This window comes from Clostridioides sp. LIBA-7678 (assembly GCF_056716065.1).
Map to the genome: position 1 here is coordinate 185,969 of NZ_CP196988.1, position 15,164 is coordinate 201,132.

At 22.7% G+C, this 15,164-nt stretch carries 16 protein-coding genes; 15 read left to right on the forward strand and 1 reads right to left on the reverse strand.

Annotation, left to right across the window (positions count from 1 at the left end; translation table 11 throughout):
- Nucleotides 1–65: 65 nt before the first annotated feature.
- The 9 genes from ACTG46_RS20400 to ACTG46_RS20440 all read left to right on the forward strand — a co-directional run bounded on the left by ACTG46_RS20400 (nucleotide 66) and on the right by ACTG46_RS20440 (nucleotide 7,332).
- Nucleotides 66–440: a BlaI/MecI/CopY family transcriptional regulator gene (locus ACTG46_RS20400; protein ID WP_479924266.1), complete on the forward strand. Its 375-nt coding sequence runs from the start codon at nucleotides 66–68 to the stop codon at nucleotides 438–440.
- Nucleotides 433–1,569, forward strand: a complete 1,137-nt coding sequence (locus tag ACTG46_RS20405; RefSeq protein ID WP_479924267.1) for a M56 family metallopeptidase — start codon at nucleotides 433–435, stop codon at nucleotides 1,567–1,569. The genes ACTG46_RS20400 and ACTG46_RS20405 overlap by 8 nt, the downstream gene beginning before the upstream one ends.
- Before the next feature lie 28 nt (nucleotides 1,570–1,597).
- A complete protein-coding gene (locus tag ACTG46_RS20410; protein WP_479924268.1) occupies nucleotides 1,598–2,182 on the forward strand; it encodes a peptidoglycan-binding domain-containing protein in 585 nt (194 codons plus the stop codon).
- A 285-nt stretch (nucleotides 2,183–2,467) separates the two neighbouring features.
- The gene (locus ACTG46_RS20415) at nucleotides 2,468–3,382 is read left to right on the forward strand and encodes a helix-turn-helix domain-containing protein (protein WP_479924269.1); all 915 of its coding nucleotides are present in this window, start codon (nucleotides 2,468–2,470) and stop codon (nucleotides 3,380–3,382) included.
- Nucleotides 3,383–3,450: 68 nt separating this feature from the next.
- Entirely contained in the window at nucleotides 3,451–3,642 is a 192-nt protein-coding gene (locus tag ACTG46_RS20420) for a peptidoglycan-binding domain-containing protein (RefSeq protein WP_479924284.1), read from the forward strand.
- Nucleotides 3,643–3,815: 173 nt separating this feature from the next.
- A complete protein-coding gene (locus ACTG46_RS20425) occupies nucleotides 3,816–4,754 on the forward strand; it encodes a helix-turn-helix domain-containing protein (protein ID WP_479924270.1) in 939 nt (312 codons plus the stop codon).
- A 9-nt stretch (nucleotides 4,755–4,763) separates the two neighbouring features.
- Nucleotides 4,764–5,759, forward strand: coding sequence for a helix-turn-helix domain-containing protein (locus ACTG46_RS20430; protein ID WP_479924271.1), 996 nt, complete (start codon nucleotides 4,764–4,766; stop codon nucleotides 5,757–5,759).
- 449 nt (nucleotides 5,760–6,208) lie between these two features.
- Nucleotides 6,209–6,571, forward strand: coding sequence for a helix-turn-helix domain-containing protein (locus ACTG46_RS20435; protein WP_479924272.1), 363 nt, complete (start codon nucleotides 6,209–6,211; stop codon nucleotides 6,569–6,571).
- A 305-nt stretch (nucleotides 6,572–6,876) separates the two neighbouring features.
- Nucleotides 6,877–7,332: a helix-turn-helix domain-containing protein gene (locus ACTG46_RS20440; RefSeq protein WP_479924273.1), complete on the forward strand. Its 456-nt coding sequence runs from the start codon at nucleotides 6,877–6,879 to the stop codon at nucleotides 7,330–7,332.
- A gap of 46 nt (nucleotides 7,333–7,378) precedes the next feature.
- Here ACTG46_RS20440 and ACTG46_RS20445 read toward each other — a convergent pair whose 3' ends face one another.
- Entirely contained in the window at nucleotides 7,379–7,549 is a 171-nt protein-coding gene (locus tag ACTG46_RS20445; RefSeq protein WP_479924274.1) for a hypothetical protein, read from the reverse strand.
- A gap of 343 nt (nucleotides 7,550–7,892) precedes the next feature.
- Here ACTG46_RS20445 and ACTG46_RS20450 point away from each other — a divergent pair, with 343 nt between their 5' ends.
- From ACTG46_RS20450 to ACTG46_RS20475, 6 genes are all read left to right on the forward strand, one after another.
- Nucleotides 7,893–8,465 carry a DUF1643 domain-containing protein gene (locus tag ACTG46_RS20450; protein ID WP_479924275.1) on the forward strand — a complete coding sequence of 191 codons (573 nt, stop codon included), beginning with the start codon at nucleotides 7,893–7,895 and terminating at the stop codon, nucleotides 8,463–8,465.
- 52 nt (nucleotides 8,466–8,517) lie between these two features.
- Complete coding sequence (locus ACTG46_RS20455) at nucleotides 8,518–8,922, forward strand: hypothetical protein (protein ID WP_479924276.1); 405 nt, start codon at nucleotides 8,518–8,520, stop codon at nucleotides 8,920–8,922.
- 463 nt (nucleotides 8,923–9,385) lie between these two features.
- Nucleotides 9,386–10,087 carry an HTH domain-containing protein gene (locus tag ACTG46_RS20460; RefSeq protein ID WP_479924277.1) on the forward strand — a complete coding sequence of 234 codons (702 nt, stop codon included), beginning with the start codon at nucleotides 9,386–9,388 and terminating at the stop codon, nucleotides 10,085–10,087.
- 490 nt (nucleotides 10,088–10,577) lie between these two features.
- Nucleotides 10,578–10,895 (forward strand): hypothetical protein, encoded by a 318-nt coding sequence (locus ACTG46_RS20465; RefSeq protein WP_479924278.1) that lies wholly within the window; start codon nucleotides 10,578–10,580, stop codon nucleotides 10,893–10,895.
- 216 nt (nucleotides 10,896–11,111) lie between these two features.
- Nucleotides 11,112–12,452 carry a phosphoadenosine phosphosulfate reductase domain-containing protein gene (locus ACTG46_RS20470; RefSeq protein WP_479924279.1) on the forward strand — a complete coding sequence of 447 codons (1,341 nt, stop codon included), beginning with the start codon at nucleotides 11,112–11,114 and terminating at the stop codon, nucleotides 12,450–12,452.
- Between the two features lie 310 nt (nucleotides 12,453–12,762).
- The gene (locus ACTG46_RS20475) at nucleotides 12,763–13,461 is read left to right on the forward strand and encodes an HTH domain-containing protein (RefSeq protein WP_479924280.1); all 699 of its coding nucleotides are present in this window, start codon (nucleotides 12,763–12,765) and stop codon (nucleotides 13,459–13,461) included.
- Nucleotides 13,462–15,164 lie beyond the last annotated feature (1,703 nt).

Sequence of the window (15,164 nt, forward strand, 5' to 3'; positions counted from 1 at the left end):
AGAAAATTTTATTTGACTCTTTTACTCTAGTTTTGTAGTATTAAAGTAAAAGGGGGGAATATACTATGTTGAAAAAAATACCAGAAGCAGAATTAAAGATTATGAAGTTTATATGGGGAAAAAATGATACTGTAATATCCAAAGATGTTATTTTTGCTATGGAGCAAGAATATGGTTGGAAACAAACAACAACACTTACACTTTTATCAAGACTTGTTAAAAAAAGATTTTTGGAAGCTAATAAAATAGGCAGATATACTCACTATACAATTATTGTTAAAGATGGAGAATATAAAGATTTTGAAACAAATTTATTTAATACAAGTATCCACGGCAATTCTATTAAAAGTTGGGTTACTTCACTAATTAATACTCATGCTATTCCAGAAGATAAGGTAGAATCTTTTAAAGAGCTCTTTAAAGATAACGAAGATGAATAATTATTTACTTTACAATATCTTAAAGACAACTATTATAAGTAGTCTTTACATTTGTATATTAATGTTCTTAAAGGTTTTTATATTTAAAAGGTTTAGTAAAAAGTTTAATTACTATATTTGGTTGATTATTATATTTAGAATGTTATTTTTTATGTTTAATTATTCAGTAGATTTTTTTGTAGATACACCTCAAAAATATTTTCTAATTAACAATATTTCTAATCTTAACAATAATTTTAAAGAAAAAATAAATGTTTCTTTTTTTATATTATTAATCTTGTCAATTGTAGCAATAATATCTTTATACAATGTATTATCTAAATATTTTAAATTTAAAGATTTAGTTATTGATACTTCTTTTGAAGTAAAAAACGAAAGTATCAATAACATTTATTATAATTTATTATCTGAATTAAATATTAAAAAAACTATTACATTAAGATATACAGAAGAATTAGAAAGTCCTATAGGTATTGGATTATTTAAGTCATACATCCTTTTACCTTCTTTCTCATACGATATTAATGACATATATTGGATTTTAAAACATGAATTAATACACTTTAAACACAAAGATATACTAATAAAATTTTTAGTGATATTTACAAAGAGTTTGTATTGGTTTAATCCTTTTATTTATGTTATGAGTAAAAGAATTTCTACAGACTGTGAGCTTTGTTGTGATGAGAGTGTTATAAATAATTGTTCTGTCAAAGATAAAAAAGCATATGGTATGACCCTACTTAAATCAATAGAGATTCTTAACAACACTAATGTAGCACTGTTAACAACAGAATTTAATAAATTAGATTTAGAAATAAGACTCGAAAATATTCTAAAAAATAAGGGTAGAAATGGTATTGTATTAGGCGTATTAATCTTTATAATTACAAGCACATCTTTTCTAGAAATTAATATTTTAGAAACCATGCAAACTAAAATACACGAAAACAAATCTAATACTGAACCTACTGGTTTTAAATTTGCAGAGACTATAGATTATACATATGAAACTGCACCAGAAAAATATCGAAAAATATATGAAGAAACTTGTGAAATTTTAGGTGAAATTCCGAAAAAATCTGATAAAATAGAAGTATCTACTAAAAGTGATGACTTTATTAAGTAGAAATACAATTATTTTTTAGGGGGATTTTATGTTAAAAAAAGTTCTAGCTCTTTTCTGTTGTTTAATGCTTACATTAACAAGTGTAGCATTCGCAGAGCAAAAAGACGATAATACAAAGCAAAATGAGTCGTCGTCTGTAATATATTTCAAAAGCACAGGATATACTTTTAAGTATGAAACTGCACCAGAGCAAGTTAAAGAATATTATGAGCAAAAATGTAAGGAGTTAAATGTAGAACCTGACATAAATGCTGAGATATTTATTCCAGATGATAAAAGTATTCTTAGCTTAGAAGACGAAAGTATGGGAACATATTCACAGAATTATGGAAAATATGACCCAGATAAAGCTACCATTACTATAACAGGTGATAGTAACTATACAATAAGCACTCGTACACTCGTTGGATATGGTCATCTTACAAAAGGAAATAATGTTCACTGCGTACAACTGCTGTTACGTCAGTTAAATTATGACCTTTCCTTAGATAGTAAATTTGGCCCTTCTACATATAATGCAGTAACACATTTCCAAAGAGGCCATGGCTTAACTTCAGATGGAGTTGTAGGATACAATACGTTTGATGTCATGGCAAACCGTTTACACATGTAATTACATAATCAAAAAAGACACTTCTTTAAAATTTGAAGTGTCTTTTTTATGTAGAAACAGAAATTAAAAATTAAAATAACATAACATATATCCTTCTTCTCTAAGAATATTTTTAAGTTAGTAATTATATTTATCTAAATAGTATGTTTATACATTAAAAATATGCTACTTTTTTATTTAATCTTTCTAAAATATATCATAATATGAATTTTTATTGATATAATTTGAAATTTTCGCTATATAATAACGATTTTATGTTATACTTTTTATAAAGGAGGTCATTATATGAATAGACTTAAAGAGTTGCGAAAAGAAAAAAACTTATCTTCAAAAAAACTTGGTGAAATATTTAATGTATCAAGTTCCACTATACTTAGATATGAAAAAAATGAAGAAAAAGTTAGCCTAAGTACATTAAAAAAATTAGCAGAATTTTATAATGTAAGTTTAGATTATTTATTATATGCTACAAATGAACGTAATTTTATAAATACAGAAGACAAAAATAGTACTAAATTATTAATAGATAATAAAATCCAATTATTTGATAAAATAATTGATTTCAAAGAATTAAAATTAATATATCTACTTATAAATGATTTAGTGATTAATAAAGCTGATACAATTAAGATAAATGCAAATCAATTAAAAAATGATATTAATTATCAAAATATAAATGAAACTATACTTGTAGACTATTTGAATTCATTTATGCGAATATCAGTAAGAATTATAGAAGAAAATGAAAATTCTATTTATCCAATCATAATGAGAGTGTTTGAACGATTTAATTTTAATTATAATACAGATATATTTGAAATAAAGTTTTGGAAAGATTTCTATAGCTTACTAGATACATATAATTTAAATAATATGACTTTTATTTTAGATTTAGATAATGTATTTGATAATGAGATTTTGACAATCTTTGAATTGATAAAAAAAGATACAAGATATATTTCGTCTGAAGAATTTAAAAAATTATCCTATCTAGAGCCAAATTATTTTTTTAAAAAACTTTGTAAAGTATTGAGAATCAATATAAACAAAGATAATGTAATTACAATTAAACCTGTTTTAGATAACTTTATATTCAATAAAGATTCTAATACTTTTGAATTAGAAAATTTCAATTTAAATATAAAAAATATTTATTTTGTAAAAAATATCAACTCAACCACCAACTACTATAAAGAGTAGTAGCTTGTAAAAAATTATAAATAAAACTTTATCCAAATGCTGAGATATTTATCCCAGATGATAAAAGTATTCTTAGTTCAAATGTTCACTGCGTACAATTACTACTACGTCAGTTAAATTATAATCTTGGTTTAGATAGTGCATTTGCTCCTTCCATATATAATGCAGTAACACATTTCCAAAGAGGACATGGTTTAACTTCAGATGGAGTTTTAGGATACAATACTTTTGATGGCATGGCAAGCCGTTTGCACATGTAGTTACATAATCAAAAAAGACACTTCTTTAAAAAACTTGAAGTGTCTTTTTATTTTCCTAAATATATATATCTTTAAGACATATAATGTCTAAAATTTCATTTTAAATTTACATCTAAGACATATAATGTCTTTTTTATGTTATAATAAAGTATATAAAAAAAGGGGGGGAATTTATGAATAGATTAAAAGAACTAAGAACTGAAAAAAAACTTTCTATACAAAGTTTGGCTAAAAATTTAAATGTCTCAGATGAAATTATTTTAGAATATGAAAATGAAGATGGATATATAGAACACGACATTTTAAGAAAAATATCAGATTTTTATAATGTCAGTTACAATTATATACTCGGTTTATCAGAAGAAAAAGACACAAGTGATATAAAAATATTATCACAATACAAGGTTGACAGTTTTTATAAAACAAATCCAAGCTATGAATTAAAATTATTGTTTTTTATATTTAATAAGCTCATTAAATCAGAATCTTATAAAGCAACCTTTTCAATTGATGAATTTAAAGTGATTTTTAATTCTCCTTATGAATACTTATATTCTTCTATAAGATATTCACTTCGAATATTACATAATAAAACATTAAAAATCTTTACCAAAAGAAATGATAGATACATTCTATCTGAGACAGATACAATTACAAGTTACTTTTATTCTGATAAAGTTTTTGATATAGAAATAAGCCAAGCTCTCTTTAATTATTTAAAAGCAGAGAATTCAGTTACTTTTTTATTAAATTATCATAATTTATTTGAGAATTCAATTAAAGTTATCTCTTATTTAATAGAAAATAATGAAGCCATAACATTTGATGAACTCAAACCTTTATTTAATTATCAAGAAGAACCATTACTTAAGACTTCAAATGAAGAAATGAATACATTAGATGATTTTGATTTATTATATCGTTTTTTCAATTTATTAAAATATAAAATGATTGTTGCTAAAAAAGTTGATTCTGGAATTTTACTAACACGTTTTTTAGATGATTTTACTTTCAACTATGATAAAAAATCATTTGAAATAGGTAAGTTCAATATAGATATAAATAATCCTATATTAATTTTGAGAGAAAATGATTTTAGGAACTTAAAATAGGAGGATTTTATGAATAGATTAAGACAATTAAGAAAAGAAGCTGATTTATCATCAAATATAGTTGCTAAAGCAATTGGGTTAACTGAAAGAAGTATTTTAAGATATGAAAATGAAACACAAAATATGAATGCAAATATTATTAGAGCATTTGCAAACTTTTATAATGTTAGTGCTGACTATATATTATGTTTATCAGATTTAAAAGATTCTAGTAATATAAATATATCAATAGATGATAAAATGGATATGTTTTATCAAAACACTCCTTTATATGAAATTAAAACTTTATTTTATATTTTAGATTTATATAAAGTTGTACCAATTACAAAAAATAAATTTTTTTATAAAATAACTGTACCTATTGATTATTTTAAAGATGTTTTTAATTCTTCAATAGTAAGAAATTTGGTATATGATGTACAAGATTCTCTTAACTCATTATTAAAGAAAAGAATAAAGCTTCTTGTAAAAGATGAAAATACATTATCTGATTTTGCTGGCTCAAGTTTAATTTCAAATTATCATATAGACCTTGATAGTCAAAACGTTGAAATAGAAATAAGTCGTAAAATCTATAACTACATCAATACAATAAAATCAACTACTTTTATATTAGATTCCAGTGATTTATTCTCAGAATCGAATCAGTATATTTTTTCTTTAATAGAAAAAAACAAAAATACCTTATCTTATAAAGAGTTTAAATCTAATTGTAATTATTCCTTAATGGAAAAATGTAAACAATCAGATGAAAAATTACATTTTTCTTCAAATGACATTAATGCTTTAAATAATTTTGATTTACATGTATATTTGAGTTTGTTATGTCAAATGCCTGCTATTAAATATGTATATAATAATATAAAAGGATGTATAAAAATTGAACCCATTTTAAATGATTTTTCTTTTGATAAAGAAAATTCTACATTTAATCTTAGTAAATTCAACATAAATACAACAGATTATTTCATTATTTTTGAAGAAGAAGAATTTAAATATTTCTAAACAACTAATTAAAGATTAAATTAAATTGAATAAAAAGCCACTTATAAAGAGTGGCTTTTATTTTGTATTAAATAATCAAATTTTTATGTGAAAAATCTATTATTCTAGCTTCTTGAATATCTCGTAAATAAATTCTTCTGCTGTAGGAACACTATCTCCAAAACGTTTTTTAAACCAGATTCTTTTTTTTAAATTTGCATGATTTTTAATAAATTTAATTGTTTTATCTATTTTTTTTTAACATCTTCTTCAGAAATACCTTTTTCATAAGCAACCCTTTTAAATATCTCTTCTATTTCCTTTTTAGAGTTAGTCATATGTACACTCCTTTTTATAAATGTAAATAAATCCAATTCATAATAATCTGTATATAATTTTCTGTTATACAGATTATTATAATATACTCTACAAATAGTTACAATATAAAAACAGAAAGGAGAATTGTGAATATGGAAGTAGATTATAAAGAAATAGGAAAAAGAATTAAAATTGCGAGAATTAAAAAAGGTATAACTCAAGAATCTATTGCTGAAGAAATAGATATAACACCATCTCATATGAGCAATGTCGAACGGGGTAAAACTAAGGTAAGTTTGCCTACTTTAATTAATATTGCTAATGCTCTTTCTGTTAATATTGATACATTACTTTGTGATAATATATTAACTTCCAAAATTGTATTTGAAGCAGAAGCTAAAGAAATTTTTGATGATTGTGATGAATATGAAATTAGAATGCTAGTTAATATATTAAAATACATGAAAGAAGAAGTACGTAAAGATAGAGAAATAAGAGACCAGTTCAATAGATAAAATTTTTATTTTAATATATCAAAGTAAAAATATAAAAGGAATTACTAATACTATAGAAAATAGTATTGAAATATGTATATAGTGTCATTTAAATAGCTTGTAATGGCTTTAGGAAATGTAAAATGATAATGTTACTATAATTATATAAAATAGCTAATATTATGATAAATATAGTGTTTTTTAGTACATAAGATAACTAGAACTTGGAACATAATAGAGCTAATATTCCACAAAAGCCCTAAAGAATGATAAGCTTTAATTTACTTTTTTTTATTTTCTATATTTAAACTTGTTTGGGGGTAAATATGAACTTAGAAAAGTTAAAAGAATTTAGAATGCATTCAGAATGCACAAAATTAGATTTAAGTATAAAAATAGGAATACCATATTCTACTTATTTTGATAAAGAAAATGGAAAAACTTCTTTTAAATTAGCTGAATTTATTGAAATAGTAAAAGCGTTAGATTTAAATAAAGAAGAAGTTTTTGAGTTATTAAATTTACCATTAAAGCATTCTTATTTTGAAATAAATATAGGGGATTCCATAATGGATTTAAAGAGACTAAAAAAACTTAGAATTGAAAAAAGATATACACATCAAATGTTAAGTTCTCTTTTGAATATGTCAGTAGCTTCATATTCAAAGAGAGAAAAAGGAATTATAGATTTTAAAATAGATGAATTTGAAAATCTATCAAAAATATTAGAATTAAGTGAAATTGAAATATTAGAATTACTTGGATTGGAGTATCTAAAGTAATTTAAAAAGCATTGTCTAAAAATAGAGAATGCTTTTTAGATATAAATTAATATTTTTTTACACCTTTTAAGATTAAAAGTTCTTCTCTTAAGTTTTGATTTTCAGCCTTCAATGCAACTAATTCAGCATTTTCCTTATGTATAATGTCTATAGGCTTTAATACAAAAAACGTATCAATAATTCTTCTTAAGATTCTGAGAATAAAAGTAAATAACATTATTGATATTACCAGCCCCCAAGATGATTCATCATAAATTTCTTTATATTCTATAAAAACATCATTGTTTAATATATACAATACTAAGTATTGTAAAAAAGTGTAGTCCAAGAAGAAACAACTGTAATAAATGGTTGCATATGCTATTATATCCTTTCAATTTTTAATTTATATAATAATTATATCTTGACCAAATATAAAGGACAATAAAATAAGTTAGTTTTTTCTTTATGAGAAGTTCAAATTATATTTATTATTCTAGGAACTGTTCATGATTGACAATTTTTACTATATAATATATTTTAAACTTAAATAGATTAAAAGGAGATAAATAATTAAAAATATGTCTACATATAGAAAAACATTGTTAAGAGATATAACTGATATAGATATAACTGAAACTGAAAGATTCTTATTGAAAATAAGATTTAAAAGAAATAAAATATGCAATGAAAAAGCTACAATTATTATGAAAAATCCAAGTGTTGCAAATTATAATTATTCAGACCCTACTGCTAATAAAATTATAGATTGTATTTATAATGAATTTAAAAATGTAGAAACATTATCTATATTGAATTTATTTACAATAATTGCACCAAATGCTAAAGAGCTAAAAAAATTTAATGAATTCAACAAGGCTTCATGGGAAAAAAATATAAAAATAATCCATGAAGAGTGTAAAAATAGTCATTATGTTATATTTGCATGGGGTAATAAAGTTGCATCTGAGCATAGAGAAAGAGAAAATGAAGTTTTAAAGATTATAAAAAAGCTAGATAAGCAGCCATACTGCATAAATACCCTTACAAAAAAAGGATTTCCTAGACATCCATTATATGAAACCGAAATTAAATTTAATTTATATAAAGATGAATTAAAAAAATGGTTGCAACAAAGAAGTCTGTTTTTTTAGCTTTCCAATTTTAAAATTATAAATAAAATAGTAAAGGAAGTGCTTATAACATATGAATCTACTTTATAAAAGTTTTAATACTGAACAAGGCGATGATACATTTACGGACTCCATTGTTATTTGGAATATAAGTAAATTATTAGTTTACCTTAAAAGTTCAAGAAAACATCTTTATAAACTTAATAAAGTTCAATATACAAATCTTATCACTCATGGCCAAAGTGTAGATGAATCAAAAATTGAACTTGTCAATTTATATGAACCAATTATTGTTATTGATAATTATAATGGAGCTAATCTTCTTATTGATGGTATCCATAGAGTTAGGAAAGCTCAAAAGCACAATTGTGAATATATATATGCATATGTAGTTCCTTTTGAAGAACATATCAAATTTCTTAAAAATAGAAAATATTTTGACTTAATGATAGAATTATATAGTTTGTCTACGTTATAAAATTGTAAACATATTTTTTTAGTTGAAAAAAATATATTACTACTGGGTACTTAAATTCTTTTTTTCATTAAACACAGTTAAATATCCAGTTTTAAATATATACTTAATTGATAGATTTGATATATTAAAATAAAATATAATCTTTATTGATATAGAAGAACAAAATACAATTCAATAGCTATAATTATAATAAAATTATATATTTTTTTCTAAAAATTTTATGCTATAATTAGATTAACAAAAAATAAAAAAGGAATAAGTATGATGTTTGGCGACAGCACTTATTCCTATCGAGGAGCACGAAGCTCTTAAAGGGTTAATCCCTTTTTTGTCTTGGTTCTATGATAATATTATAGTTTAAATTCTGCTATAAATCAATCTATTTAGTATATTTTTTACTTGAAAAATTTAACTTAGAAGATAGAAAGAGCTTTAAACTCCTCGTTCGAGGGGGAAAATATAAATGGACACAGAAGTATTATTAGATGATAAAAATAATTATTATTTACCTATGCCAACATACTGTTTACGAGAAAAAATGTTTTACATAAGAGAATTTGGGGCTCTAATGCTATATAGTAATGGGGGGAGTAAAATTTTACATACAGACAGAAATAGATACTTATATAAAAATAAAATTAGTACACAAGATATAGCTAAGCAACTTGGAATAAGTAAAAGAACTTTAGAAAGAAATATTAAAAACTTGGAAAAATTAGATTGTAAGGTATTAGAGATAGAAAATACCAGAAATGGGATTGTCTACCGTTTGAATTATGGGCTCCCTTCTGTCTATAATGAATTAGAAGTAAATAAATACATAACTATACATTTTAAAATGTTAAAAGAATTAATAAATTGTTTAAAGCCAAATGTAATAAAGGTTTATTGTTTATTAAAAGTCATTACAAATGAAAAGGAGTTTAAATCTGTTAATAATTCTTTTTTAGCTGAAGGAATTGGATTAAGCTCTAAAAGTAAAAATAATTTAGACGTTATAACTTCTTCAGTCAATATTTTAGAGAAACTTAAATATATTGAAACAAAAAAAGAAAATGTATTTAAATTTGATAAAGAAAAAGGAAGAGAAATTCCAACATTGAAAAAATTTTACCGCATATGCAGTTTTGACGAATGGAATAAGCTTAATAACAAATTCGATTAATCATCTATTTAAAACATTTATCATTAATAAAAACAATCAAAAAAGATATGAATTGTATTGATTCATATCTTTTTTTATATTTGAACATATTTTTGTGGATAAATTTGTGGATAACTTGTTAATAAATTCCGATTTTTTAGTTAGCCCAACTAATTAATGACAAAAAATAGGGTTTTGGTGCGACAAAAAATAGGGGTTTGGTATGACAAAAAATAGGGTTTTAGTGCGACAAAAAATAGGGTTTTGGTACGACAAAAAATAGGGTGGTAAATATATAGATAATCTAATATATAGATAATGATTATATAGAGAATGTTTTATATAGAGAACTTATAAATAGAGAACTACTGTAGTTATAAGTTTTTATTTTTTATATTAGAGCATTATTACATAATATTTAACTCTATTCTTATAAACGACCCTATTTAAATATAAAATATGTTGTATATTGATAATGTGAAAGATAATATACATAGAAAGGAGTAGGACTATGAAATTTAATAGTGGAATTAAATTAGATTTATATCAAGATGATTCAAAAAATAAGGAATTAATTCATGATATAAATTTGAAGTTAATACCAACTAATTTAAAACTTAATATTTGGAAAATAAGATATTTGTATAAGACTAAACGAGGGAATAACAAGGAAAATCATAGATATGTTATTTCCAAAGATAACAGTGATGCAACATTAAGCTTCATTGAGTATATAAAAGAATTCAATAATAAAAAACCACATAGAGCAGTATCAAACGTTAAAATTCTTGAAGTGAGCTATGTTGGTCAATTAATACAATCATATTAATCAATTTAGTTTCATATACCAATATCCTTTTTATAAGGTTGATATAGTAATTATTAATAACTAGCCATTAATTTTAATTATGAAAAAAGTAAAGAGTTAAAATCGTAAAAAGTACACTCATGCTAATGCTAACTGCACTGACATAAAAATGTAGGGTGTGTAGGAAGATAAACTTTACCTCATTTGATTGGCAATATAATCAAGTGAGGTAGGTATATGAAACCTGTATTTCAAGAAGAGCAAGATTTATTGGAAAGAAAATTAAATATAAATTTACCAAAAAATATTTGGAGAAAAGGAAGTAAGATTTATCTAAATCATTTTGATAAAAGACCATTTTTGATTTTTAAAGTAAATTTATTAAACAATAGCCTAATGTTAAGAGAATATAAAAAACCAACTCATCAAAATTATACTTTAGAAGATGAATATTTACTAAAAAAAGATGTGCTAGAAAGTAAAGTTATTAAAAGTATAAATATGACTAAAAAATTTATACTAGAAAATTTATCTCATAAATTTATAATCAGTTTGAGTGGTGGAAAAGATTCAACTGTTATGAAAACGATAATAGATTTGGCTATTGAAGAGTTATATAGAGAAGGTATTCATGTAAAATATAGACTTATATCTTTTAATACATCAAATGATACAGCTGAAACATATTTATACTTAAAAAATTATCACCATATGCAAAAAGAAAATATAATAAGTCCCAAAACAGGTTTTTACAATTGGATAACAAAAAGTAAAAATTATTTTACTCCATCTGTTTTTATTCGTAATTGTTGTAGCACATATAAAGAAGGTCAGCTCTCTAAAGTTTTAAATAAAAATGAAAAAGCAGTTATTTTTTTAGGAATGAGAAAATATGAAAGCATAAAAAGAAAACATTATGATTTTGATTTAAATGAATCTCAAATTAGAGTAGGAAATAAATTAAGTGTTCCTAATACATGGAAAAGATTTCTTCCTATTGTCGAATGGGAGGACTCAGATGTATGGTTATATATATTAAATAGAAAAATAGAATATAATAAAATGTATAACTTGGGATTTAATCGAGTTGGTTGTCTTATTTGCCCTAACCAACAAGATTATGTAGAACTTCTTATAAAAGAATATTATCCTAAACAATGGTCAAGATGGATAAACATACTTAGTAAAGGGTATAAAATATATGGAGTTAACAGAAGATTAAAATGGAGTTTATTTGAATGGTGTGAGGGAGGAAAGTGGAAAAAGTCAATTTCTAAAGAGTTTGAATTAACAACCAAAAAAGCTACTCCAGAAAGAATAGAAGAATTATCGAAACTAAAAAATATATCAAAAGAAATAGCAGTCCAATATTTCAATAAAAAATGTGAATGTGGTAAAAAATTAAATCCTACAGAAATAGCTATGTTTTTAAAAATAATAGGTATATATGAAAATATTAATAATGATACTAGAAAGTATCTATGTAAGAAATGTTTATGTAAATTATTAAATATATCTAATAAAGAATATAAAGATATATCTATAGAATATAGTAAAAAGGGATGTAATTTATTTTAGTATATAAATATATTTATAAATAAAATAAATATATAACTCATTAAATATTATTAATAAATAGACTAAATAAAAGGCGATTATATAAAATCACCATTTTATTTAGTCTATTTTTGATATATAAGATATAACAACATATTAATAATTAGTTAATTAAAAATACATTAGATATATTTAAAAATATATCTAATGTATTTTTAATTAACTAATAAAGTTCAAAATCTATAAAAAACAATTAATATGATAAATCTTATTCAAAAAGAATATAAGAAAAAGATTTATTAAAACATTTATCTAGGGGAGGGAAATTAAAATGAAAGGACCTGAAGAAAAAATAAAAAATGATTATTATTTGCCTATGCCAACCTATTGTTTGAGTGAAAAAAGATTCTGTATAAGGGAGTATGGAGCTCTAATTGTAAGAAGCAATGGAAGTAGTAAAATTCTACATACTGATAGAAATAGATATTTATATAAGAATAAAATTGATTTTAAAGAAATGGCTAAGGAGCTTGGGATAAATAAAAGAACTTTAGAAAGAAATATTAAAAATTTAGAAAAATTAGATTGCAAAGTATTAGAAATAGAAAATACTAAAAATGGAATTGTTTATCGTTTGAATTATGGACTCCCTTCTGCTTATAATGAATTAGAAGTTAATAAATACATAACCATTCACCATGACATGTTAAAAGAATTAATAACTTGTTTTAAACCAAATGTAATAAAAGTATATTGCCTTTTAAGAGTAATTGCTGATGAAGAAAAATTTAAGGATATAACTAATAGTTTCTTAGCTGAAGGAATTGGTTTAAGTTCTAAAAGTAAAAATAACTTAGATATTATAACATCTTCAGTTAAAATCTTAGAAAAATGTAGGTATATTGAAACAAAGAAAAACAATGTTTTTAAATTTGATGTCAAAAAAGGAAAGGAAGTTCCTTCAATAAAAAAATTTTATCGTATTCGAGACTTTAAAGAATGGCGAAAGTTAGATAATGAAGTTGATTAGAATTCATTATTTAATTTACATAAAAAAATAAATCCCTTTATAAAGGACAAAAAATAGGGTTTTGGTGAAAAAAAAGAATTAATATTTTACAATAAAACTATTTAAAACATATTATTATATATATCACATATAAATCGTATCAGAGGTAAATTTTGGGTGTTATTAGAGCTTTCTAAAATCTTTTAGATTAATTGGTTGAATTAACATAAAAAATCCCTTAAAATCGAAATATAGAAGCTCTTAAATTCGTAAATTCTGTTAATAATAAAAATATATACTCAAATTAAGCTTTTTTATCAAATATATTGTATCAAATATTTTTTAGTTGTTTTTTTAATAGATAAGTAAAAGTTTAGATTAAATTAGTGTTTTGTATCTTTTCTAGTCTTTACTCTTTATTTAAATAGTATTAGTTAGTATTTAAAGTCTTTAAAGTATTTAGACAAGCCTAAAGCTATTGGAATCACTGGTGTTCAGAAGCGTAAATATGTCAATTGGATAATTTAATATGTCAATTAGATAATTTAATATGTCGATTAGATAATCTAACATGTCAATTAGGTAATTTAATATGTCGATTGGATAAGCTAAATATGTCGATTGGATAATTTAATATGTCAATTAGATAAACTGAGTATAATTAGTAAATTACTAAATATGTCAATTAGGTAATTTAAATATATCCATTTTAGGTAGATAAATTAAATGTGTCAATTAGGTAATTTTAAAATATCAGTAAGATACATCAATTAAATATGCTAATTACACAGATTAATATGACAGTTAGATAATTAAGTATGTCAATTAGATAATTAAGTAATAGAACTTAGGAATATTAGTCAAATAGATAGATTTAGTAGAAGAATTAGATAGGTTAATATAGCAAATAGATAATTAAATATGTTAATTAGATAAGCTTTATACATTAGTTAAATAATATAAATATGTCAATTGGATAAACTTAGTATATCAATTAAATAATTTAAATGTGTCCTCTAGATAATTTAATATGTCAATTGGATAAATTTTATACATCGATTAAATAACATAAATATGTCAATTAGATAAACTTAGTATATCAATTAAATAATGTAAATATGTCAATTAGATAAATTTTATATGTAATGTTGATTATTTAAATATGTCAAATGGATAATATAAAAGTATCATATATATGATTTAAATTAGTTATTTAGCTATGTTAAATATGTCAATTAGATAAGCTAAATTAACTATATAACCAGACTAAATATGTCAACTAGATAAGCTAAATATATTGTATAACCAGACTAAATATGTCAACTAGATAAACTAAATACATTATATGATTAAATTAAATATGTCAATTAGATAACTTAAATGCTTTATATGGCCAAACTAAATATATCAATCAGATATTTTAAATATCTTAAAAAAATAAGTTTAATGTGTCAGATTGATAAATATGTTATTATTATTATATAAAGTTTATATGAATCATAAATTAAATTTTTTAAATTACATAAAATTAAATGTGTCAATTAGATACTGTACATATAGATATCTAACAGATAGATAATGCAAATACGACATCTAGATAACTTAAATATGTCAATTAGATAAATTTAAAAATCATAAATAATATTTGTTTAGATATAAACTAGTTTTAAAAAATGAAAGGAGTTTAGATGCTGTAGGTTTAAGTTTAGCAGCATAAAATAGAT

Coding starts and splice junctions, on each gene's coding strand:
- ACTG46_RS20450 (WP_479924275.1), top strand. CDS start 7,893: ATGTCTACATATAGAAAAACATTGTTAAGAGATATAACTGATATAGAT.
- ACTG46_RS20425 (WP_479924270.1), top strand. CDS start 3,816: ATGAATAGATTAAAAGAACTAAGAACTGAAAAAAAACTTTCTATACAA.
- ACTG46_RS20430 (WP_479924271.1), top strand. CDS start 4,764: ATGAATAGATTAAGACAATTAAGAAAAGAAGCTGATTTATCATCAAAT.
- ACTG46_RS20410 (WP_479924268.1), top strand. CDS start 1,598: ATGTTAAAAAAAGTTCTAGCTCTTTTCTGTTGTTTAATGCTTACATTA.
- ACTG46_RS20455 (WP_479924276.1), top strand. CDS start 8,518: ATGAATCTACTTTATAAAAGTTTTAATACTGAACAAGGCGATGATACA.
- ACTG46_RS20435 (WP_479924272.1), top strand. CDS start 6,209: ATGGAAGTAGATTATAAAGAAATAGGAAAAAGAATTAAAATTGCGAGA.
- ACTG46_RS20415 (WP_479924269.1), top strand. CDS start 2,468: ATGAATAGACTTAAAGAGTTGCGAAAAGAAAAAAACTTATCTTCAAAA.
- ACTG46_RS20405 (WP_479924267.1), top strand. CDS start 433: ATGAATAATTATTTACTTTACAATATCTTAAAGACAACTATTATAAGT.
- ACTG46_RS20445 (WP_479924274.1), bottom strand. CDS start 7,549: ATGTTATTTACTTTTATTCTCAGAATCTTAAGAAGAATTATTGATACG.
- ACTG46_RS20470 (WP_479924279.1), top strand. CDS start 11,112: ATGAAACCTGTATTTCAAGAAGAGCAAGATTTATTGGAAAGAAAATTA.
- ACTG46_RS20400 (WP_479924266.1), top strand. CDS start 66: ATGTTGAAAAAAATACCAGAAGCAGAATTAAAGATTATGAAGTTTATA.
- ACTG46_RS20465 (WP_479924278.1), top strand. CDS start 10,578: ATGAAATTTAATAGTGGAATTAAATTAGATTTATATCAAGATGATTCA.
- ACTG46_RS20460 (WP_479924277.1), top strand. CDS start 9,386: ATGGACACAGAAGTATTATTAGATGATAAAAATAATTATTATTTACCT.
- ACTG46_RS20440 (WP_479924273.1), top strand. CDS start 6,877: ATGAACTTAGAAAAGTTAAAAGAATTTAGAATGCATTCAGAATGCACA.
- ACTG46_RS20475 (WP_479924280.1), top strand. CDS start 12,763: ATGAAAGGACCTGAAGAAAAAATAAAAAATGATTATTATTTGCCTATG.